Origin of the sequence: Effusibacillus lacus, assembly GCF_002335525.1 — a bacterium.
Lineage (GTDB): Bacteria > Bacillota > Bacilli > Tumebacillales > Effusibacillaceae > Effusibacillus > Effusibacillus lacus.
Window position 1 is genome coordinate 141,962 of sequence record NZ_BDUF01000109.1, and the last position, 20,688, is coordinate 162,649.

Annotated in this window: 24 protein-coding genes and 1 pseudogene; 3 read left to right on the forward strand and 22 right to left on the reverse strand. The window is 49.5% G+C overall.

The window, feature by feature from the left end; all coding sequences use genetic code 11:
• The 14 genes and pseudogenes from EFBL_RS21550 to EFBL_RS18635 form a co-directional block, all read right to left on the reverse strand.
• Positions 1-134: pseudogene (locus EFBL_RS21550) on the reverse strand (recombinase RecA); the annotation flags it as partial.
• 195 nt (positions 135-329) lie between these two features.
• Complete coding sequence (locus EFBL_RS18575) at positions 330-1,916, reverse strand: DEAD/DEAH box helicase (protein WP_096183940.1); 1,587 nt, start codon at positions 1,914-1,916, stop codon at positions 330-332.
• A 4-nt stretch (positions 1,917-1,920) separates the two neighbouring features.
• A complete protein-coding gene (locus tag EFBL_RS18580; protein WP_096183943.1) occupies positions 1,921-3,162 on the reverse strand; it encodes a competence/damage-inducible protein A in 1,242 nt (413 codons plus the stop codon).
• A gap of 55 nt (positions 3,163-3,217) precedes the next feature.
• Positions 3,218-3,799 carry a CDP-diacylglycerol--glycerol-3-phosphate 3-phosphatidyltransferase gene (pgsA, locus tag EFBL_RS18585; RefSeq protein ID WP_096183945.1) on the reverse strand — a complete coding sequence of 194 codons (582 nt, stop codon included), beginning with the start codon at positions 3,797-3,799 and terminating at the stop codon, positions 3,218-3,220.
• Position 3,800: 1 nt separating this feature from the next.
• Positions 3,801-5,132: a 30S ribosomal protein S12 methylthiotransferase RimO gene (rimO, locus tag EFBL_RS18590; RefSeq protein ID WP_096183947.1), complete on the reverse strand. Its 1,332-nt coding sequence runs from the start codon at positions 5,130-5,132 to the stop codon at positions 3,801-3,803.
• 142 nt (positions 5,133-5,274) lie between these two features.
• On the reverse strand, positions 5,275-5,769 hold the full coding sequence (locus tag EFBL_RS18595) for a YajQ family cyclic di-GMP-binding protein (RefSeq protein WP_096183949.1): 495 nt from the start codon (positions 5,767-5,769) through the stop codon (positions 5,275-5,277).
• A gap of 60 nt (positions 5,770-5,829) precedes the next feature.
• The gene (locus EFBL_RS18600; RefSeq protein WP_165912450.1) at positions 5,830-6,651 is read right to left on the reverse strand and encodes a helix-turn-helix domain-containing protein; all 822 of its coding nucleotides are present in this window, start codon (positions 6,649-6,651) and stop codon (positions 5,830-5,832) included.
• Positions 6,652-6,713: 62 nt separating this feature from the next.
• Positions 6,714-7,484, reverse strand: a complete 771-nt coding sequence (locus EFBL_RS18605) for a DUF3388 domain-containing protein (protein WP_096183953.1) — start codon at positions 7,482-7,484, stop codon at positions 6,714-6,716.
• Positions 7,485-7,520: 36 nt separating this feature from the next.
• Positions 7,521-8,504: a hypothetical protein gene (locus EFBL_RS18610; protein WP_096183955.1), complete on the reverse strand. Its 984-nt coding sequence runs from the start codon at positions 8,502-8,504 to the stop codon at positions 7,521-7,523.
• 190 nt (positions 8,505-8,694) lie between these two features.
• The gene (locus EFBL_RS18615; protein ID WP_096183957.1) at positions 8,695-9,420 is read right to left on the reverse strand and encodes a S1C family serine protease; all 726 of its coding nucleotides are present in this window, start codon (positions 9,418-9,420) and stop codon (positions 8,695-8,697) included.
• 70 nt (positions 9,421-9,490) lie between these two features.
• Positions 9,491-10,750, reverse strand: a complete 1,260-nt coding sequence (locus EFBL_RS18620) for a flavin monoamine oxidase family protein (RefSeq protein ID WP_096183959.1) — start codon at positions 10,748-10,750, stop codon at positions 9,491-9,493.
• Positions 10,751-10,820: 70 nt separating this feature from the next.
• The gene (locus EFBL_RS18625; RefSeq protein ID WP_096184203.1) at positions 10,821-11,153 is read right to left on the reverse strand and encodes a DUF1450 domain-containing protein; all 333 of its coding nucleotides are present in this window, start codon (positions 11,151-11,153) and stop codon (positions 10,821-10,823) included.
• A 266-nt stretch (positions 11,154-11,419) separates the two neighbouring features.
• Positions 11,420-11,572, reverse strand: coding sequence for a hypothetical protein (locus EFBL_RS20785; protein ID WP_165912447.1), 153 nt, complete (start codon positions 11,570-11,572; stop codon positions 11,420-11,422).
• A gap of 90 nt (positions 11,573-11,662) precedes the next feature.
• Positions 11,663-12,040, reverse strand: coding sequence for a sirohydrochlorin chelatase (locus EFBL_RS18635; RefSeq protein ID WP_165912451.1), 378 nt, complete (start codon positions 12,038-12,040; stop codon positions 11,663-11,665).
• A gap of 116 nt (positions 12,041-12,156) precedes the next feature.
• On the opposite strand from EFBL_RS18635, the gene EFBL_RS18640 reads away from it, so the two are divergent.
• Positions 12,157-12,399, forward strand: a complete 243-nt coding sequence (locus EFBL_RS18640) for a YuzB family protein (RefSeq protein ID WP_096183963.1) — start codon at positions 12,157-12,159, stop codon at positions 12,397-12,399.
• Here EFBL_RS18640 and EFBL_RS18645 read toward each other — a convergent pair whose 3' ends face one another.
• Positions 12,400-13,194: a DUF2797 domain-containing protein gene (locus tag EFBL_RS18645; protein ID WP_096183965.1), complete on the reverse strand. Its 795-nt coding sequence runs from the start codon at positions 13,192-13,194 to the stop codon at positions 12,400-12,402.
• 79 nt (positions 13,195-13,273) lie between these two features.
• Here EFBL_RS18645 and EFBL_RS18650 point away from each other — a divergent pair, with 79 nt between their 5' ends.
• A complete protein-coding gene (locus EFBL_RS18650) occupies positions 13,274-14,206 on the forward strand; it encodes a DNA-3-methyladenine glycosylase family protein (RefSeq protein ID WP_096183967.1) in 933 nt (310 codons plus the stop codon).
• Positions 14,207-14,233: 27 nt separating this feature from the next.
• Here the strand turns inward: EFBL_RS18650 and EFBL_RS18655 are convergent, their stop codons facing one another.
• Together EFBL_RS18655 and EFBL_RS18660 are read right to left on the reverse strand one after the other, a co-directional pair.
• On the reverse strand, positions 14,234-14,596 hold the full coding sequence (locus tag EFBL_RS18655; RefSeq protein WP_096183969.1) for a hypothetical protein: 363 nt from the start codon (positions 14,594-14,596) through the stop codon (positions 14,234-14,236).
• A 215-nt stretch (positions 14,597-14,811) separates the two neighbouring features.
• The gene (locus EFBL_RS18660; RefSeq protein WP_096183971.1) at positions 14,812-15,651 is read right to left on the reverse strand and encodes a DUF92 domain-containing protein; all 840 of its coding nucleotides are present in this window, start codon (positions 15,649-15,651) and stop codon (positions 14,812-14,814) included.
• Positions 15,652-15,755: 104 nt separating this feature from the next.
• Between EFBL_RS18660 and EFBL_RS20790 the strand changes: the two genes are divergently transcribed.
• Positions 15,756-15,920 (forward strand): hypothetical protein, encoded by a 165-nt coding sequence (locus EFBL_RS20790; RefSeq protein ID WP_165912452.1) that lies wholly within the window; start codon positions 15,756-15,758, stop codon positions 15,918-15,920.
• A gap of 49 nt (positions 15,921-15,969) precedes the next feature.
• Here the strand turns inward: EFBL_RS20790 and EFBL_RS18665 are convergent, their stop codons facing one another.
• The 5 genes from EFBL_RS18665 to EFBL_RS18685 all read right to left on the reverse strand — a co-directional run bounded on the left by EFBL_RS18665 (position 15,970) and on the right by EFBL_RS18685 (position 20,661).
• Positions 15,970-16,653, reverse strand: a complete 684-nt coding sequence (locus EFBL_RS18665; RefSeq protein WP_096183973.1) for an SIR2 family NAD-dependent protein deacylase — start codon at positions 16,651-16,653, stop codon at positions 15,970-15,972.
• A 116-nt stretch (positions 16,654-16,769) separates the two neighbouring features.
• On the reverse strand, positions 16,770-16,964 hold the full coding sequence (locus EFBL_RS18670; protein WP_231705888.1) for a YbdD/YjiX family protein: 195 nt from the start codon (positions 16,962-16,964) through the stop codon (positions 16,770-16,772).
• Between the two features lie 5 nt (positions 16,965-16,969).
• Positions 16,970-19,027 (reverse strand): carbon starvation CstA family protein, encoded by a 2,058-nt coding sequence (locus EFBL_RS18675; protein WP_096184206.1) that lies wholly within the window; start codon positions 19,025-19,027, stop codon positions 16,970-16,972.
• A 196-nt stretch (positions 19,028-19,223) separates the two neighbouring features.
• Positions 19,224-19,877 carry an MBL fold metallo-hydrolase gene (locus EFBL_RS18680; RefSeq protein WP_096183975.1) on the reverse strand — a complete coding sequence of 218 codons (654 nt, stop codon included), beginning with the start codon at positions 19,875-19,877 and terminating at the stop codon, positions 19,224-19,226.
• A 19-nt stretch (positions 19,878-19,896) separates the two neighbouring features.
• Positions 19,897-20,661, reverse strand: coding sequence for a thiazole synthase (locus EFBL_RS18685; RefSeq protein ID WP_207907553.1), 765 nt, complete (start codon positions 20,659-20,661; stop codon positions 19,897-19,899).
• Positions 20,662-20,688: the final 27 nt, after the last annotated feature.

Consider the following 20,688-nt stretch of genomic DNA (forward strand, 5'->3'; position numbering starts at 1 on the left):
GCCAATGATCCGGAGGAAATGGTCTCCACATTCATGACATTGGCCGCTTCACCAAGCTTCATGATCGATCCTTTGCCAAACTGTTTCTCGATCTGGCGTAACGCCATGTCAAGCGCTGCTTTACGGTCACTCACTCTGATACTCTCCTTTTCGACAAAAAATCACATGTATTAGTTTCGTGGCTGTTTCCATAAGTTCCTGCTTTTCATCTTACAACATCACAAACAAAAAAGCAAACATTTGTTCCGTATAATATTTACATTTTTTATTGTTGTATATGCATATTATAAAACAAAAAGCGGAATATGGAAATATCCGCTTTAAAAAATTCAGGTTCGAGACACTCGTTCGCGGGGACGGGCAGGTTCCAGGTTAATCCGAAAACCGTTGATTCTTGATTGACGCAGTGATTCAAAAACAAACGGAGCGGATTCCTGCTCGACTTCAAGAAAAGTAAACTTGTCAAAGATATCGATTTTGCCAATGGCTTGCCTCGGGACGCCGGCTTCTTCCGAGATGAACTTGATCAGATCTGTGGGACCGATATTGGCGCTGCGGCCGATGTTAATAAAGAATCGAACTTTGCCGGGAGCCGCACCTGTATCACCGAAATCATAATCAGCCTGCTCTTCCCCGTGGAGATCCCCCGTATTCAGTTTTAATGCGGCAGCCGCCAGATCCACCGGATCAAATTCATCAACCAGTTCTCCCAGAATCGCACGATAGTGGGCAAGTCCCCCTTCTTGCACAGCTGTGCGCAAGCGCTCCCGCCAAATCTCCGCTTGTCGTTCAGCGACGTCAGCCAGAGAAGGAACTTCCCGGGATACGATCTTTGCCTTTGTTTCTTTCTCGATAGATTTTAGCAATTTGAATTCTCTGGGCGTGACAAGGGTCATGGCCAACCCGCGTTTGCCTGCACGTCCGGTTCGGCCAATCCGGTGCACGTAAGATTCCGGATCTTGGGGGAGGTCATAATTGACCACATGCGATACGTTGCCCACGTCAATTCCGCGAGCCGCCACATCGGTTGCGATCAACATCTCAATTTCACCGTTGCGAAACTTCTTCATCACGCGGTCGCGCTGGGCTTGCGACAAATCTCCATGCAAACCGTCAGCCATGTAACCGCGAGCAATCAATGCCTCCGTCAGTTCGTCAACCCCGCGTTTGGTGCGACAGAATATGATTCCCAACTGGATGTCTTCACTGTCGATAATTCTGCACAAACTTTCAAGTTTATTCCGTTCCAGCACCTTGTAATATACCTGTTCGATCAGGGGAACCGCCACTTCACCACGGTTAATCGTCACATTGACCGGGTCTTTCATATACCGTTTGGCCAGCCGCTTCACCGCGTCAGGCATTGTTGCAGAGAACAGAAGAGTCTGCCGCTCCTTGGGGGTTTCCTGCAGGATCGTTTCGATATCATCGATAAATCCCATATCCAGCATTTCGTCCGCTTCATCAAGCACAACCGTTTGCAATTTGTCCAGTTTTAACGTACCGCGTCGGATATGGTCGAGTACGCGTCCCGGCGTTCCAATCACGATGTGGACACCTTGCTGAATGGCCTTGATCTGATGGCCGATGGATTGCCCTCCATAGATGGGCAAAGTTCGAACCCGTTTGTAACGGGATATTTTGCGCAATTCACCTGCAACTTGAATGGCCAATTCCCGAGTGGGGGTCAGGATTAACGCCTGAACAGAGCGGGAGGTTGCGGAAGCCATTTCAACCAGCGGAATGCCGAATGCAGCTGTTTTCCCCGTTCCGGTTTGAGCCTGGCCGATTACATCCTGACCTGTCAAAACTACAGGAATGCATTGCGCTTGTATGGGAGAAGGTTCTTCAAACCCCATTTCGTCAATTGCCTGTTGTACTTTTTTGTTTAATCCCAAATCTGAAAAAGTAGTCATTCTATCACCTTTCTGCCATGCGTCTCACCAATGAATACAATGCGTTCTTGGCGGAGCGGATCCTGATTTGCTGCCGGTCCCCCCGGAAGTTAAACTGCTTGACGGTGGTTCCGCCCGGTCCTGTTACAGCTATGTAGACCAGACCCACCGGTTTTTCATTTGTACCCCCGTCAGGCCCTGCAATGCCCGTAACGGAAATTGCCCAGTCGGTTCCGGCGCGGGTTCTTGCACCTTCTGCCATTGCGCGTGCGCACTCTTCCGATACGGCACCATGTTGAGCCAAAATGTCAGATGATACGCCCAACTGTTCCGATTTGGCTTCGTTATGATAGGTAACCCAACCCTGTTTATAATATACGGAACAGCCGGGTACATCTGTAATCATGGAAGCCAACAACCCCCCCGTACAGCTCTCGGCCAGGGCCAAAGTCTCACCGCGGTCTTTCAACCGTTTTCCAACAGTTACAGGAAGAGTTTCGTCATCAATCCCGTATATGTATTTGCCCAAACGCTGGCGCAATTGTTGCTCAACGGGGATAATCAGGGCAAACGCTTCCTCCTCGGAGGCCGCTTTCGCGGTAATTCTAAGTGTAACTTCCCCCTCCGATGCCAAGGGAGCCACCGTTGGGTTAAGCTGATTGCTTATGATGTCGGATATTTCCATTTCCATTGCCGATTCGCCTATGCCAAACAGTCTGAGAACACGGGAACGAATCGTTCCTTGTTGTCCCATTAAATCACGAAGAATGGGAAGAACATGATCGGTCACCATGGGTTTCAGTTCTGTCGGTGGACCTGGGAGCAGGAAATAATGACAACCGTCTGCCTCAATATATTGACCGGGAGCCGTACCCCGGGGATTATCGAGAAAACGTCCGCCTTCCACCAGCATCGCCTGTTTCCTGTTGTTGGTCGGCATTTTCCGCCCCATACCGGCAAACAGTTGCTCAAGTTTCATAAGCATTCCGGCATCCAACTCCAAGTTGCGGCCCAAGAACCTGGAAACCGCTTCTCTGGTAAGGTCGTCCTCGGTTGGCCCGAGGCCTCCCGTCAGCACTATGATCTCGGAACGGGAAGCTGCGATTGTAAGCGCTTGTTGAATGCGCTCCAAGTTGTCTCCAACCGCTTGATGAAAGTAAACGCCGGCTCCTTCCAAAGCCAGTTTATCGGAAAGATACTGGGCGTTTGTATTCGCAATCTGCCCCAGCAAAAGTTCCGTTCCGACTCCGATTATTTCAGCCCGCACGAAGATTTCCCCCTCATGTAAGAAAAGGAAGATAGACTGCTATCTTCCTTTTCCGTTATATTCGGCCGCTGTAAATCACGTGTTTGTTCTTCCAAAGATAGTCAATGCCTGACCAAATGGTCACAAAGACAGCAACATACAGCATAATATCGGCAAACGGTAAGCCTATATAGGAAAACGGAAAATTATTCAGAATCAGTGCGGAGATTGCAATAATCTGCAATGTGGTCTTCAGCTTGCCCAGCTTGCTTGCGGCAAGAACAATTCCTTCCGAGGCGGCAATGGTGCGTAAGCCGGAAATCACAAACTCCCGAAAAATAATGATGATGGCTGCAAGGGCACCGATCCGGTCCATTTCCACCAGTGAAACCAATGCTGCCGTAACCAGCAATTTGTCCGCCAGAGGATCCAGGAATTTGCCGAAATTGGTTACCATTTTCCGCTTGCGTGCGATATAACCGTCCAAACCATCTGTAGCGGCAGCAACAATAAACATCAATACCGCTACAATTTCGCTAACCGTAGTCGTATGTCCGCCTATGGAAAAATGTCCAAAATCAAAACGGACCAGCAAAAATAACAAGATAACCGGAATCAGAAAAATCCTGGCTATCGTGATACGGTTAGCCAAATTCACCTTATATACACTCCCCTGCCAAGTCAAAATCATAGGAATGGGTGATTCGAACGTTTACCATGTCCCCCGTGCGGATCTCCCGGTTACTCGTCACAAAAACCTGTCCATCGATTTCCTTTGCGTCATACTCTGTTCGCCCGACATATACGCCGGGATTGTCGTCATCGGGACGTTCAATCAGCACTTTCAGCACAGATCCTACCCGCTCGGCATTTCTTTCGGCAGCCACTTCCCTGCCAACCTCCATAAGAATGGAGGCACGGCGCTCCTTGACATCTTCCGGGACTTGCCGGTCCATTTCGGCCGAGGGGGTTCCTTCTTCCGGGGAATAGGTGAACACACCGATCCGGTCAAACCCAATTTCCCTGACAAACCGGCACAGATTTTCAAAATCTTGTTCTGTCTCCCCCGGAAATCCTACTATAAAGGAAGTACGGAGGGCAACTTCCGGAACCCGGTCACGAATCTTGGCCACCAGTTTGCGAATTTGCGCCTGATGACCAGGTCGACGCATCGCTTTCAATATGGAGTCTTCCGAATGCTGAAGCGGCATGTCGATATATTTTGCCACTTTGGGCAAACGGGCAAAGGCATCAATCACCTCATCGGTGAAGAAACCGGGATATGCATAATGTAGACGAATCCACTCGAGCCCCTCCACTTCGTTAAGTGCCTCAAGCAGACCGTGCAAATTGCGCTTCCCGTAGACATCCAGCCCATACTGCGTGGAATCCTGAGCAATCAGCATGATTTCCTTAACGCCCTGAGCAGCCAAAGATTTGGCTTCTGCCACGATGGATTCGATAGGTCGGGAGCGAAATTTGCCCCTCATCTTCGGGATGATGCAGAAGGTGCAGGAATGGTCGCACCCTTCCGCAATCTTGACGTATGCGGAGGAGCCACCCGTCATGAAACGGGGCGTCAGTTCATCATACAGATAGACCGGATTTCCTACGAATTGCGGTTTTTCTTCACCAATCAACGAAATGTTGATCAACTCATCAATTCGATGATACTCACCGGTCCCGACAATTCCGTCGATCTCAGGGATCTCGGCAATCAGTTCGTCCTGATAACGTTGCGCCATGCAACCGGCCACCAGCAACGCTTTGCAAGAACCGTCTTCTTTATATTGTGCCATCGACAGAATGGTTTCAACCGACTCCGCTTTCGCGGCGTCAATAAAACCGCATGTATTGACGATGATGACATCTGCCTCTTCCGGATTTTGCACTACCTGATACCCTTTTTTCGAGACAAGACCCATCATGACTTCAGAATCTACCAGATTTTTCTCACACCCCAGCGTCACCACTGCTAGTTTCTGACTCATTGTTTCCCCCATCCTAAATATCAAAGGTCCGGTTTTGCATATGCAATCCAGACCGTTGCCCTAACTTCTTGTGATTGACATACTTTAACATTATCAAAGTATATACGAAAGGACTGGGGAAGTCAAAGAAAAGACCTGTAAGTTAGGACCTGTAATTGGTGAACTGGAGGTCAATCGGGAAATCGCTGTTCTTGAGCATTTGTATGATCGCCTGCAAATCATCACGATTCTTGCCGGAAACTCGAACTTGATCGCCCTGAATCGCTGCCTGGACTTTGATCTTCGAGTCTTTGATCAGTTTGACGATCTTCTTTGCGTTGTCCTGATCGATTCCCTGAACCAGTTTCACCGTTTGCCGAACGGTGCCGGCAGCTGCCGGTTCCATCTTTCCGTATTGTAGCGATTTGGGAGAAATGCCCCGCTTGATTAACTTTGATTGCAAGATGTCGTTAACGGCCCCCAGTTTGTATTCATCGTCGCCAACCAGGACAATTTCCCCTTCTTTCAGTTCAATGGAGCTTTTGCTGCCTTTAAAATCAAACCGGGATTCGATTTCCTTTACTGCCTGGTTGACCCCGTTTTTGACTTCCTGCATATCGACGTTGGATACAATGTCAAAAGATGCGTCTTTTGCCATAATACTGCCTCCTGACAGGAATTATTTGCTGGCTCTTCTCTTTTGCTGAAGAGCTACAGGTCACTTCTTCTGAAACAGATACTCATAGCCGCCTTTCACCTGTTCCAGTTCCACCGGCACACCGTTCGCTTTGATGCTCAGGGCGGGTGAGAATCCGGCCACAATCTTGATTTCTTTGCTTGCTTCAACCGGCAAGACGGTTCCGGATGTGGCTGTTTTGCTGTATTTTATCTCACCGTCTGCAACAATTTCCATCCAACAGTCCCCGTTAGCCACCTGGATGTCCAGTTTAATCCTGTCGCCTTCCACTTTGTAAACGGATCTTCCCCGTTCTTTCACATCCGCTTTGATGGGACCGGTCGGCTTCGGTTCGGCAACAGGGGGAACCGGGGGATTGGCAGGCTGTTGAAGCGGCGGTGCAACAGGTTCTTGCACCTGCGGCTGGGGCGGCTCGGAAGCCGTTTCCTTCTGGGTGAGGAACCAATACCCGACACCCAATAAGCCAATCACCAAAATCCCCATCAAAACTTGCGGAAACAGGCGATTTCCCGGTTCAACCGCCGGTGCGGCAGGGGGGTTCTGTTTCGTGGATCGCTCCCGGCGGGACGGAACGGAGGTGTCTGCTTTTGCAGGCTGAACAGGGTTCGGTTGGTTCAACAATCCATATTCCTCAAGTAAGGCTTGTCCATCAAGACCAAGCTGTTCAGCATACAGTTTGATGAATCCCCGTGCGTAAACAAGTCCGGGAATGACCGACAGATCCCCTTCCTCAATGGCTTGCAGATAACGCTTGCGTATATTGGTTCTTTCCTGAATATCGTCAAGGGTGAGTTGTTTGCTTTCGCGGGCCTTTTGCAAAATTCGTCCAAGTTCGGTCAACAATAGAACCACCTCCTTTCGCTTAAGGTGCCATTGCCCTCAGGCATGGTTTTCAACACAAGAGTTTAACTGATGTCAAACGACGCAAAGCCGGTTTGAACCGTATCGTAAGTAATTTCCTGATCCTCCGTGTTCCGCAGTTCAATAATCCGGTCGAATACATCCCAGTCGTATTCCGTTTCCCGGACGAAAATATCCGGATGTTCAATCACTTTTGGAACTTCCATTCTCATGATTTCCCTAACCAGTTGGCGATGCTGCTCGGTTGCCCGGAGAGTTGATACAATTCCATCCAGTATGTACACCATGTTATCCGATGCAAGTTCATCTTCCGCAAGAGAGTGCCTTACAGTTTGCCGCAGCAACGTGGAAGAGATGAATGACCATCTCCGGTTGGCATACACACTGGCGGCCACAATCGATTCGGTTTTCCCGACACGGGGCATTCCCCGGACTCCAATCACCTGATTTCCTTCTTTTTTGAGCAACTCTCCCAGAAAATCAACCAGAATCCCGAGTTCATCCCGGGTGAATTTGTAGGTTCTGTCATTTTCCGATTCGCGCTTGATGAATTTGCCATGTCGCAAAGCCAAGCGATCCAACAAGGTGGGCTGCCGCAAAGCGGTGATGGAGATGTTGTCCACCGTGCGAAGCATGGCGCGAAGCACTGCAATTTTTTGCCGTTCGTTGCTGCGAATCAGAAATCCGCGGTTCTGGTCTTCCACACCGTTAACCGTAACGATGTTGATGCCCAGCATCCCCAGCAGCGAGGCAATGTCCCCCAACAAACCGGGGCGGTTTTTATGAATGTGGTATTCCAGATACCATTCTTCCATGATTTCCTCCTGGTTGGACTGGATATGATCTCCAGTTTATTCCTGTTTGGGCGGGTTGATGTATTTTCCGGGTTCAAGCGTACGATTTCGCAGCCCGGTTTCCACCTGATTCTTGAGTTCAATTACATTGGCAGGAATTGTATCAGGCCGCATAATTTCGAAAAAAGAGTTGCCCATGACCGGAACAGAAATGTTGTCCTGCCAAGAATTATTCAACAACGACTGAACCTGTTCCTGCACACCGGCAGCGAAAATGGGAGCCGGACGGGCAATCACGCTTGGATATGTCCTGTTTACATCATGCAGAAGGAACAACCCCTTTCCGCTCTCGTGCAATCGGGCCAATTGACTGTCGTTTACTGGGTCCATTACCAAAAGATAGCGGGTTGGCAAGGACTTTAAGCGAATTAGACCGTCCACCCCCATTGCCTCCTCTAAAGTAACAACTGTGGGAATGGCAGATGAACCCGCATAATGAATCCCCTCCAGCAGCCCTTTCCATTCGGGAGAATCGGCGGATCTTGGGGCGCTTAAAACCACGCCAACCGGTTCCTTTGGTGCGGAGGCTGCCATCATATATCCCGCCACGAAAGATTGATGTTCCCGATTCACATGATCCACGCGAACGGACTTCGCGGCTGTTTGAGCGGAATGTCCAACCAGGCCGAATTTTTTTTGATTATATTGGCTGGCCAGTTCCATCACAATCGGAGCGTATTGAGATTCTGTAACAATCAGATCGATCTTCTCATTGGAGGCCAATCCCTTCAGCGCTTCTTGGGCAGTTTGGGGTTCATCAGCAGGTCGGATGTCAAACACTACGGATGAACGGGAAAGGACTTGGGTGGTATAATCAAGGATCTCTTTGGAACCGGACAGATTTTTTGAACCGACAATTCCAACGGCCAATTTTGATTTACTCGGTTTCATCGCAGACAGATCGGGGGCATGGCATCCCGAGACCAACAGGGTTCCTGCCAGAAAAAATGATAGACTGCCAATAGGCAAGGTGCGTTTCATGGGTGTTGCAACTCCCGGTGTTCTATTTCTTTCGTTTGGATCGTACCAATACGATTACAAAAGTCAAAATGACTGCCAATACAACGACAAGTGCTTCTTCCAAAACAGGGGTCCCCCTAGAGTATGTCTTCTAAATCATTATGCCATATTCGACATTGTCAGCCAAACAAAAAGAAATTCCCGTCCGACATTATTTTTCGTCGGGCGGGATCCATCTTCGAAGGATGGAGCGTACAAGATCAATGCCAATGGCAAAACCGATTCCCTGTGAATTATGCGACACGGCCGTATTGATGCCTATTACCTCGCCGTTTGCATTAAACAAGGGCCCCCCGCTATTGCCTCGATTGATAGCGGCGTCCGTCTGAATCAACTGTTTGTACCGCCTGTCTCCGATTGTCACTGGACGGTTGACGGCCGAAATGACCCCCACGGTAACGGAATGTTCAAGCCCAAGGGGATTGCCGATTGCCATTACCCATTCCCCGACTCTGGTCTGATCGGAACGACCCAACCGGAGAACGGGAGTGTTGGGAGGAAGCGTGGTCCGCAGGAGCGCCAAATCCAGTTGATAGTCAGATTTTATCACTTTGGCCGGAACAGATTTCTTTTCACCGTTGAAATGAACCAGTACTTCGGTGGCCCCCTGTATCACATGTTGGTTGGTAATAATGTATCCCCTTCTGTCACACACGAAACCGGTTCCGACATTAGTCACTTCTCTTCGCATTTCCAGATCAAAGCCGCCAATAAAAGGAATTCTCCGGGGCCGACGCTCCACGACTTCAATCATAACTACAGCCTTCTTGTATTGTTCAGCAATATCCACAAAGGAATCAAATGAACCGGTGCGGATGAGCCTTACGTTTCTGCGCTTCCCGCCTGATCTCTGGGTCGTAACTTTGTTTTTGCCCAACCCGTACTCACCTCAACTTTCGTGAGATGTACTATCCTATTCGCATAAATAGGACGGAGTGAGCCCATAATCAACCCTTTGTTCCAAGCAGTTTCCGCATAAGATTCGCCGCTTCCAGGCCGGAGCGGATCGCCCCTTCGGTGCATCCGAGCTGAAGGTAATCACCGGCAAGAAACAATCTTCCGCCCGCTATTCCTTTCCCGTACAGTTGGCGGAACGAATCTGCCATGCCAGGTATAAATTTCGGAATGGCGCTATCCCACCTGAAAAGATTGACTTCCATAATATGAGATTTGTTTAGGGAGAACAACTTGCACAGTTCTGTAACCGCAAAATCCTTTATTCGATCGTCTGATTGATAGCGCCATTTTTCATAAGCATCATCTGTTAACATTCCGCACAGAAATTGCCTGTCATAAAAGACACCTCCCGCAAGAACGCAACTATATTTTGGGGGGACACTGAAACCGAATCCGCACCATCCGCATGAATGTTTCAGGCTGACCGTAACCACAGCAGTCCCCGAGTAACGAACCTGTTGCAATAATTGCAAGTCATCCGGATTCAGTGACTCCATGTCAACAATCTTCGTAACCTGGTCACCGGGAATGGAAACCAGAGCATAACGGGCACGTAATTCCCTTTCCCCCTGTTTGGTATCAAACCGAATGTGGATCCAATCCTGGTCCGGAAGAATCTGCTTCACTTCAGATCCGGTCTGTACAGGCACACCTTCGGCCAGTTTGTCCACCAGCTGCGACATCCCGCCTGCCGGTCGGTAAATCCGCTGTGAGCGGGGAGAACCAAAATGAGAAAGAAAGTGTTTCGCTGATCCCCCTTGCAGCTTGGAGAAAAAAAGGGTCTGGTAGAACGGTGCCACCACATACTCCTTAATGGAAGAATGATATCTACTTGCATATTCAGCCAAATCCCGGTCGGGAAAATTCCTGTTGCCTGCATCTCTCAGCAGTTTGATTAACTGGTGCCTGACATGCCAGGGAACACCGGGCAGAGCAAACAGAATGCGCCACGAGTCGTACCGGGCCTGCTTCCATTCGTCTCCGATCCGCATCTGCAATTGAAAAGGCACAGGAAGCAGCGGAACATCCAGGTCCCTGGCCAACTGCCAAACGGCTTGGAAATGGCGTGAGAAAAACTGGGCCCCCAGTTCATGGGGCTTTTGCTTTGTATCAGTACCCGGGTGAGTCCAAAGCCTGCCGCCCAATCGGTTTTCTTTCTCCAGGACCAGCAGTCTGGCGCCTGCGGCCTGCAGGGTTCTGGCGGCGGTCAGGCCTGCCAATCCGCCTCCAACGATCACTGCGTCCAACATGTCAGACTCCTTTAAATTACAAAGAGGACTGCTTTCCACAGTCCCCCGGTGTTATCATATTGATAAAGTACTATTTTGACCCTTTGGCTTCAACGGCATCAGGCTTCTCAACCGGTTTCTTTTCTTCCGCAGCCGCTTCCGGTTCAGGCAGGTTGTCCAGAAACACCATGCCCCTCTCAAATTTATAGAACAAATCCCTTGCGGTGCGACCGCCAACCAGAGCATTGTTCCTGATGGCAAACGGCACATCGGTACAGGTACCGCAATACTCCTTGCCCACACAATCCACCACTTCAATTTTCTCGTTCGGATAGCGTTCTTTCAGGGCATCGTAAACGGATTGCGAGTAGAGTTCCAGGTTTTTCTTACAGAATTTCAAAGATAGAGAAGACAACAGCGACATCCCCTTTGTCAATCTTACTGTCTTCTATATTACATCATTTTGCACAATTGCATAAGACTCATTTCCGCAATTTGCACAATGCAGGAGATGAATGCATCGATCAGTGGACTGTTTGACGCGCGGAGTAATTTCGTATGGGGAGTAATCATCAAGATAGTCGGTTGTCATTCCTTCATCCTCAAGAGGGGCTCCACACCGGGGACAAACACTGTGAAACCGGACCAGGCCATTGCATAAGGGACACACATGTTCCACCATGATTCCTCCTAGACTTGATACTTGACTCCATACTTCCCTTTCTTGGTGCGGAAAATATACACTTTAGGATCGGGAGTACCCGACAATATCTGGTCATCACGGACACACATTGCCACATACTGGGCAATTGACCGGCTGTCATACAGACGAGACTCGTACATCCAGCACCCCATACAGATCCCCTTCCTGCAGTTGGTTCACAAGTAGTATGAACAAAATACCCCTTCACCATAAGTGAAAGGGGGAAAGGGTCAATGATCTGCGGTCTTCAGTTCTTTAATTCGATCCAGAATTATTTCGGCCAAGGCCGGATGATACCCGATGGTCTCCGCCAATCGGATAGGGACACTCGAATGTTTTTTCCTGGCAAGCGCAACATAACGGGGCAGCTCTTCCCGGGCATGGGTACCTGCCAGCAGGAAATAGGGAACCACCAATATCTGTTCGGCTCCTCTGTCAATGCAAAGCTCAATTCCGGTTGGAATGTCCGGTTCCGCAGATTCAAGGTAGGCTGGCTGAATCACCTGGTATTCACCGGTTGTTTCCAACAGTTTAACGATCTGAAGCAATTCTTCATTGGCTGACTGACTTGGACTTCCGTGGGCCACCAGGACGATGCCTGTCTTCATCTGTTTGCTCCCTCCCGCTGCCTGTATGCCGGTTCTCCAACCGCTATCATCATATGGCTTTCCTTCAGACTTATTGATAAACTGTTGCTTAAAACAAAGCGAGAAGGAGGACCGACATGGGAATTTTGATTGTGGAAGTATGTGAAAGCAACCCCGCCGCTTCATTGCCCTTGGAGGTGCTTGAGGATGAATTTGCGGGAATTTCCGTGATCCGCAGCTCCTGTTTGAGCGAATGCGAATTGTGCGCCCAGCAACCTTATGTGATGGTGAATGGCGATATCATTGCCGCCGGCAGTCTGGATTCACTTATGGGACAGATACGCTCCAAAATTGAAGCCGAACTTGCAGAATGGGCCTGATTAGCCCAGTTTAACTTCTACTTTGTAGCCAGTGTGTTTCTTGATGTTCAAAACCGAATGGTCCATGATGAGATATTGGCCCTTGACACCTATCAGACGTCCCTCGATGCTCTCTTGTTTGTCAAAGGAAAGGGACTTGATTTTCTCCAGTGTCTCCAGAATCGGATAGGTAAAGTTATACAGTTCGCGCTCATCCAGCAGATACGTTGCGAATTCAGGCGGCAGCATCTGCCGAATCTGTTCACGAATTTCCAGCAGGTCTACCTGGTCCACTTTGCCCGTCAACATCTTTCGCCAGTCGGTCTTGTCAGGAAGATGTTGCGAAATCCAGTATTCCATTTCCCCGGCTGCTTTTCGGCTTGGTGCCTCCGCAATGGGAATCGCCTGCACCGCTCCCTGATCGATCCACCTGGCTAGTCCCCTGCTCTTTCGGGTCAAGCCGACTTTTACGCCCGAACTCAGCGCCAGGTAAACAAAGTGAGGCGTCATGCAGTTGGTTTCGGCGAACTCGTTGTCCCGGCAGGTTCCCAAGTGATAATGGCACTGGTGTGGCTTGACTATACACAGGTCACATTCGGCCAACTTGGTGAAGCAAGGGTAGCAGTACCCGTTGTTAAACAGCTTATTGGCTTTGCGTCCACAGGCGCAGCAAGCCTTCTCGCCAAGAAAATCAATCTTGATCGATTGTCCGATCCAAGGGTTTAGGTGGATCCGCCTGTCGCCAAGCGGAAGAAAATATTGAACCGGAGTTTGGGGTTCGTGTTCGAGGTCGCTAAGATATCCGACGTAGGACATAACAGGAAGTCCCCTCTCGTTATAATGATTCTATATTACCATATCGGCGGGCTTATACAATTCACGAAGGAGACGATGTATGTACGAAATCACGCTTCATCCCCCTGGACCTTACGACTTTTCGCATTTGCACGAACGACTGCGGCAATCCTCAAACCGGGTTCTTTACCGGATGCAAGAGGATGCGATTTCCCGATTGTTTATAATTAATGGACAACCGGTACTTGTGGAGCTGTCCTCTGAAGGAACGGTTGAGAACCCTCGGATCAAACTGACTGCCCATCTTGCAAAAACCAAACAACATGCGGAAGCTGCTTTTCAGTTATGCAGACATGTTTTTTCTCTTGAGCGGCCCCTGCAACCCTTTTATGACCATGTTTCGGCAAATGATCCGGTGCTTCATCGTCTGGCCGAAAGTCATAGGGGAATTCATATGCTTCTGGAACCCGGCATCTATGAGGCCATGATCCTGTCGATCATCGGACAGCAGGTGAATCTGACATTTGCGGCCGCATTGAAGCATTCGTTGATTACCCTTTGCAACGAGTCGGCCGAATGGAAAGGTCAGACCTATTATGCTTTTCCATCTCCCGAAAGAGTTGCATCGCTGTCTTACGAAGATCTTAGGCAGCTAAAATTCTCCCAACGCAAGGCGGAGTATGTAATAGATTTTGCGAGATTGGTGGCAAACGGGACGTTCTTGCCAGACCGGTTTGAACGAATGTCCAACGAGGAAGCGATTGAGGAAATGGCCCGACTGCGCGGGATCGGTCGATGGACCGCTGAATGTGTGCTGCTGTTCGGTCTGGGGCGGTCTGATGTGCTTCCGGCACTGGACATCGGCCTCCGAAATGCCGTTCAATTGTTTTATCAGCTTGACCATCAGCCTACCGAGCAGGAAGTCAGAGAGATGGCGCAGGCGTGGACCGGTTGGGAAAGTTATGCAACTTATTATCTCTGGGCTGCCTTGGGGCTCGCCAAGGAAATAGAAAAGACTGCCAATGCGAAATAAATGCACCCGCAAAGGCCGGGTGCAATTCTATCGCATGTCATATCCTTGTGTTCCAAAGGGTTTCGGCAAGTATTGGACATTATCAAACAAAAACATCCAACCGTGGTCAGCTTTGAATACCTGCATCCCCACCTGGTCGTCCAGCATGATCAAAATAAACAGATTCATGTTGGTCTTGAAATAGGGACTCAAGTGTTCATCAAACAGTCTGAGGTTTAAGATTCGATGTTTATCTTGCTGTGGGACAATGATTCCATCTTTGATCAAGTAGCCTTCGACCTTTTGTTCCGGCAGCAGCCCCCTCTTATGGCTGTTCTTGTGCAGGTAATCATAGATGTTGCGGGCTGCCTTCGCCTTGCGGCTTGTCTCAAGAATAAGCGCGTAGTACATATTGAAGCTCCTTGGTCAGAATCTATAACTACCTTATCACACTTAGGAGCGGAATGGAACATCCAAACAAAAAGGCCCCCCTGGTAAACCAACCTGATTGGGGGCCAGTCGGATCCGACGACTACACCCATTATAATCGATAGCAGCCCGGATACCATTAGTGAAAGTATGGGTGTTTTTCCCGATTGTACCAATTTTACATAATGAATGTTATGTCACTTTCCTAAGATCCACCCGATCCAGACCGCTATGATACCGCCCCCCATTGAACTCACCAGGTTCACCGTGTCGTTGTTCATAACAGTGAACCCCCGTATGTGTCGGGTCGGGCGGTTGCAATGGATTCTTCGCTCGATTTGCCGGCCGCATACTTCGCATTGATACATGGTTTGCCAGCTCGCTCCCAGCAAGGAATCGGTTAATGAACCGACAAGGCCGGCAATCAATCCAATCAGTACCAAGGAAGAAACACTAACGGATGAATCTGCGGGGATTGTTATACCAACTTGGAACGGAAACAGCACCGTTAAAATCCAGGCGGACAAGCCAATAAAGATTCCGCCTGCTATGCTTGCCGCCATTCCAGCCTTTGTAACACCTCCCGAAGTTCCGGACGGAACCTGCTTCCAATTTAAGATAGATCGAGGAACCTGCTTGCTGGCACCGCCAATTTCGGTTGCCCAGGTATCCGCGTTGACCGTCGCCATAACCCCGATAAAAGCATGCCACCATAACGGATTTGGCCATAAAAAATTGGCTGCTGCAATGCCTACAGCCAATGCACCGTTGGCCAGAACCTGCCCCGAATCCCTTCTTCCCGTTTTCTCGTAGCCCGATTCCACATGTTCCTTGGTTTTGTGCTTCCATTTGGACAAAACTGAAGAGGAAACAAAAAAGGCGATCAATGTTCCAAACCAAGAAATGCTGCCCAGTGAAAACAACATGGTTCCAATAATAACAGCTGCAATCATGCCTGACAATGACAGTGAACGCTTCTTATAGGCGAAGCCCGCAATCAACAAGCTTCCGGCCAACCCCAAAACCCAATCTTGCATCTGAATAACCCTCGATTTTCTTTGGAAGTTTTGTGACAATCTTGCATAATCTTAAATGTTAGTGGTACTATGTTAGAAGAACTGTCCGAGTAGGAGGAGATCCTGTGTTTCGATATTATCTGGGTATCAGCATCATGTGTGTAATCTTTGCGGTATTTGCGTTGTTCCTTGCCCATGAACCCGCTGCACTTGCAACGATCTTTGTCGGTATTGCCGGAGCATTCTTGTCCATCGCATTTATCACTTCCGGTCCCGAATCCCGCTGGTAACGGATTGACCGCCACCTTTGACCGTCTGAATACGGTCAAAGGTTTTTTATTATTCACTGCTGCTGCCAGACAGAATCTGAGGCAGGATCACTTCCGCCCTCCTGTTGATCCGGATTATGGCCGCACCGTTGCGCTTTGCAATCTCAAGCAGTTCGTTGCATGGAGCCATTTCCAGACGGGTGCCCACGATCAGCAGGAGATCTGCTCTTCCTACCCAATCCACCGCCGTACCATAATGATATACCTCCTCTCCCACAAGTACAATATTTGGCTTTAGCAATCCTCTACAGGAAGCACATTGAGGCAACTTTTGCCGGTAAGCCAATTGCGAAGAATAAATGGAGCGGCAATTGGTGCAGACCAGTTCCAACAGATTCCCGTGCAATTCCAGAACATGCCGGCTGCCGGCCATAGAATGCAACCCGTCTATGTTTTGTGTAATGACCGGTATCCCCTTTTTTGCAAGGGAATAATGGGCCTGGTTTGGCCTGGCGTGTGTCCAATGCTGAAGAATATGGCGGTAATACTGATAAAATCTTTCCGTTTCACGCAAAAACATGTCCAGTGTAAAGAACTCCCGCAACGGAATTCCTTTCCAGTCGGCGGAAACCGTTGGCAGCCCGCTGGGAACGGAGATTCCCGCCCCTGTTACCGCAATTGGGTGAAACGACCCCGCCACCTGTCGTTTCCATACTTCCAGCGCATCCCTACTTATCACATGGTTTCTGCTCATCGTCCCCACCCCTGTAGTTTAAGTGTGAACGAGTTACGGAAGAGCATGCATCAATTGCAGGTTCATGAGAAACGCCGCCCTCCGGTTACCTGAACCTGGGGGCGGCGGCTAGCCAATTAGCAGCAGCGGCTTACGGTACCGCTGTCATATCGGTTCTTTAAAGCATACATGTAATATTCCTTTTCGGACATGGGAGGCTGGTCCGGATGGGTGGATTTGTGATGCTCCAGATATTTCTCATAGTCAGGCATGCCAAATATGGTTTTGACGTTAGACCGTGCTTGACTGATCCACCCCATTACTTGTTTCACGGCAATCAACCTCCGATTGTGGTACCAGGGAGTTTGGACTGAACAAACGGCGTTTCTTTCAGTTCCGACTTTTGTTTGCGAACCAAGATATTAAACCAGGTCCGGAAGGAATCCAGGATCAGCAGGATCACAACCAGTATGAAAATTCCCGTTACAATGGCGTCCAATGTATTGTTGAACACAATCTGCTGCATGACTTTCATGTCTTTGGCCGGAGCAAGCACCTCTCCCTTCGCAATAGCTGCCTGGTATTTCTGGGCTGCCGCGAGGAATCCGATCTTGACATCCGGATGGAACAGTTTCATGAATGCCGCAGTTAATGTGGTAATGGACAACCACGTGAATGGAAGCAAAGTAACCCATGCATACCGGGCTTTGCCCATCTTGATGATAATTGTGGTGCCAACTGCAAGTGCGATGGCCGCCAGCATCTGGTTGGAAATTCCAAACAGCGCCCACAGTGAATTGATTCCGCCAAAGGGATCAATCGTGCCCTGATACAGGAAATAGGCCCATCCGAAAGTAATGACAGCGGATGCAATCACATTGTATGCGTAAACTTCCGTTCTGGCGAACGGTTTGTAGAAGTTGCCAACCAGATCCTGTAACATGAAACGTCCGATCCGGGTACCCGCGTCGATGGTGGTCAAAATGAACACCGCTTCAAACAGGATGGCAAAATGGTACCAGAAATCTTTGGCTCCTGCCAGGAATCGAGCGAAAATCTCGGCCATTCCCACAGCCAGAGTGGGAGCTCCACCTGTTCGGGAAGTAATGTACTTTTCACCGATTTCCTTTGCTGCAGCCTGCAATTGGTCAGGCGTAACCGTAAAGCCCAATTGGGTTACCTTGGCTGCAGCAGTCGCAGCGGCAGCTCCAATAGCGGCTGCATCGGCTCCGGGTGCCGGAGCCAAACCGGGTGTGTTCATCGCAAAGTAAACGCCTGGATCCAAAGCACATGCAGCAATCAAGGCCATCACCGCCACACCGGACTCCATCAGCATGCCACCGTAGCCAATGGCTCTTGCATGGGATTCTTTCTCCAGCATTTTCGGCGTGGTGCCGGAAGACACCAGCGAGTGAAATCCGGATACAGCACCGCAGGCAATGGTAATAAAGAGGAACGGGAACAGAGGACCCGCAAATACTGGCCCGGTTCCATCGACAAACTTGGTGACGGAAGGCATCTTAAGATCGGGCATTACGATCAGGATCCCGATTGCCAGTAACACGACGGTGCCAATTTTCAGGAAGGAACTGAGATAATCACGTGGAGCCAAGAGCAGCCAAACTGGCAAAATCGAAGCAAGAAACCCGTAAATTGCCATAGCAATTGCCAAATTGGGTTTGGACCAGGTAAACATTTTTGCAAGAGTTGGATCTGCGGCAACATATTTACCGCCCCAAAGTGCCAGCATCAGAAGCACAAACCCGATAAGTGATCCTTCCAGTACCCGCCCGGGACGGATATAGCGCATGTAGACACCCATGAAAATGGCAATGGGAATTGTCATTGCAATCGTAAACAGTCCCCATGGAGACTCTGCCAAAGCGTTTACCACAACCAAACCGAGAACCGCCAGCAGAATAATCATGATGGCGAGAATCCCGAATGAAGCGATGATTCCGCCAAACGGGCCTATCTCGTCCTTTGCCATCTGCCCCAGTGACTTGCCGTTCCGGCGCATAGATGCCATCAATATTACGCAGTCCTGAACCGCACCGGCCAACACAACCCCGATAATGATCCAGAGGGCTCCCGGGAGGTATCCCATTTGTGCAGCCAAAATAGGTCCCACCAACGGACCCGCTCCGGCGATTGCAGCAAAGTGGTGACCAAACAGTACCCACTTTTGGGTGGGTACATAGTCCTTCCCGTCATTGTTGATTTCCGCGGGTGTTGCACGATTGTCATTCACTTCATAGATTTTCTTTGCGATAAATTTACTATAAAACCTATAAGCTACTGCATACGAACAGACAGCGGCAATGACCAGCCAAGCGGCGGAAATCGTTTCTCCACGGGACAAGGCCAGCAAACCGAATGCCGCTGCGCCAAGCATGGATATCGCTGTCCAGATCAGAATGGAAAGCAATCCTTTTTTCACAATGATCCCCCTTTGATAAATATTCAAACAATTAAAAAATCTAAATATAATATATTATATTCATAATATAGACCAAAATCAATCGGTAATAGACAGCTTGGTAATCGATAGCTCAAGCAGAAAAAAGAGTGAAGCGGCAAAGATCGCTGCTTCACTCAATTTCACCGTCGTATACATAATCGTCCCTGACAAACGGATTGAACTTTCTTTCCCGTTTCACCGTCGTTTCCGGTCCGTGTCCCGGATACACCACCGTTTCCGGCGGAAGTTTATACAATTTGGTTCGAATACTGTCAGTCAATGTGTCAAAATCTCCGCCAGGCAAGTCGGTGCGTCCGATACTTCCGTAAAACAGAGTATCTCCGGCAAACACAAGGTCATCCAGCACATAGGCTACCGATCCCGGGGAGTGTCCCGGCACAAACAAGACAGAGATTTCTTTCCCGGCAAAAGGAATCTTGTCCCCCTCCGAAATCAACTTATCCGCAGCAGGGCCTGTTATTGGCTCCCCCAACTGGAGCCAGCGCCCAGAACCGTTTAACATGGGATTGATAAGCCATTCTTCTTCGTTCGGGTGCACGTAGACGGGAGCAGCCGCAGCCTGTTTGACCTGTTTCAGCCCTCCAATATGATCAAGATGGGCATGGGTCAGCAGGATATGAGTTACTTTATATCCGTCCACTGCATCCAGCACTACATCGGGATTGTATCCCGGGTCGATGATAATGGCTGTCTTTGTGGACTTGTCAGTCAACACGTAACAGTTTGTCTGAAAAGCACCCAACGCAAAGCCCTGCACATGCACGAAAGTTACCCCCTAACTGTTAGTCAACCATTCCTTCCAGGGGTGAAGACGCACTTGCATAGCGTTTCTTAGCGATTCTTCCCGCCAAATACCCCTTTCGTCCTGCTTCGATCGCAAGTTTCATCGCTTCTGCCATCAGTACGGGATCTTTTGCCCCTGCAACAGCAGTGTTCAACAAGACACCGTCTGCCCCCAATTCCATGGCCGCCGCCGCATCTGCGGGAGAACCAACCCCTGCGTCAACGATAACGGGAACTTTTGCCTCTTCAATAATAAACTTTATGTAATGAGGATTCAATAAGCCGAGTCCGGAACCGATTGGAGATGCGCCCGGCATAACCGCATGGGCACCGACCTCCTGCAGGTGTCTGGCCAGGATCGGATCATCCGACGTATAAGGGAGTACCGTAAACCCTTCCCGTACCAGTATTTCCGTTGCTTTCAGCGTCTCAATCGGATCCGGCAGCAAAGTCCTGGAATCACCGATCACTTCAACTTTTATCATATCGCAAAGGCCTGACGCTTTTGCCAAACGTGCAATCCTGACAGCTTCCTCAGCCGTGGCTGCTCCAGCCGTATTGGGAAGCAAGGTGAATTTTTTCAGGTCCAAGCGTTCAAGAAAGTTGGGCGCGTCCGGATTCTCCAGATTCAAACGCCTGACCGCAAATGTCAGTACTTCGGTTCCTGATGCTTCGACCGCTTGCTGCTGCACCTCCAGGTCGGGAAATTTTCCTGTTCCAAGAAACAGCCTGGACTTGAATACATGATTTCCGATCTTTAACACATCCGATTGAACCTCAATTTTCACGAG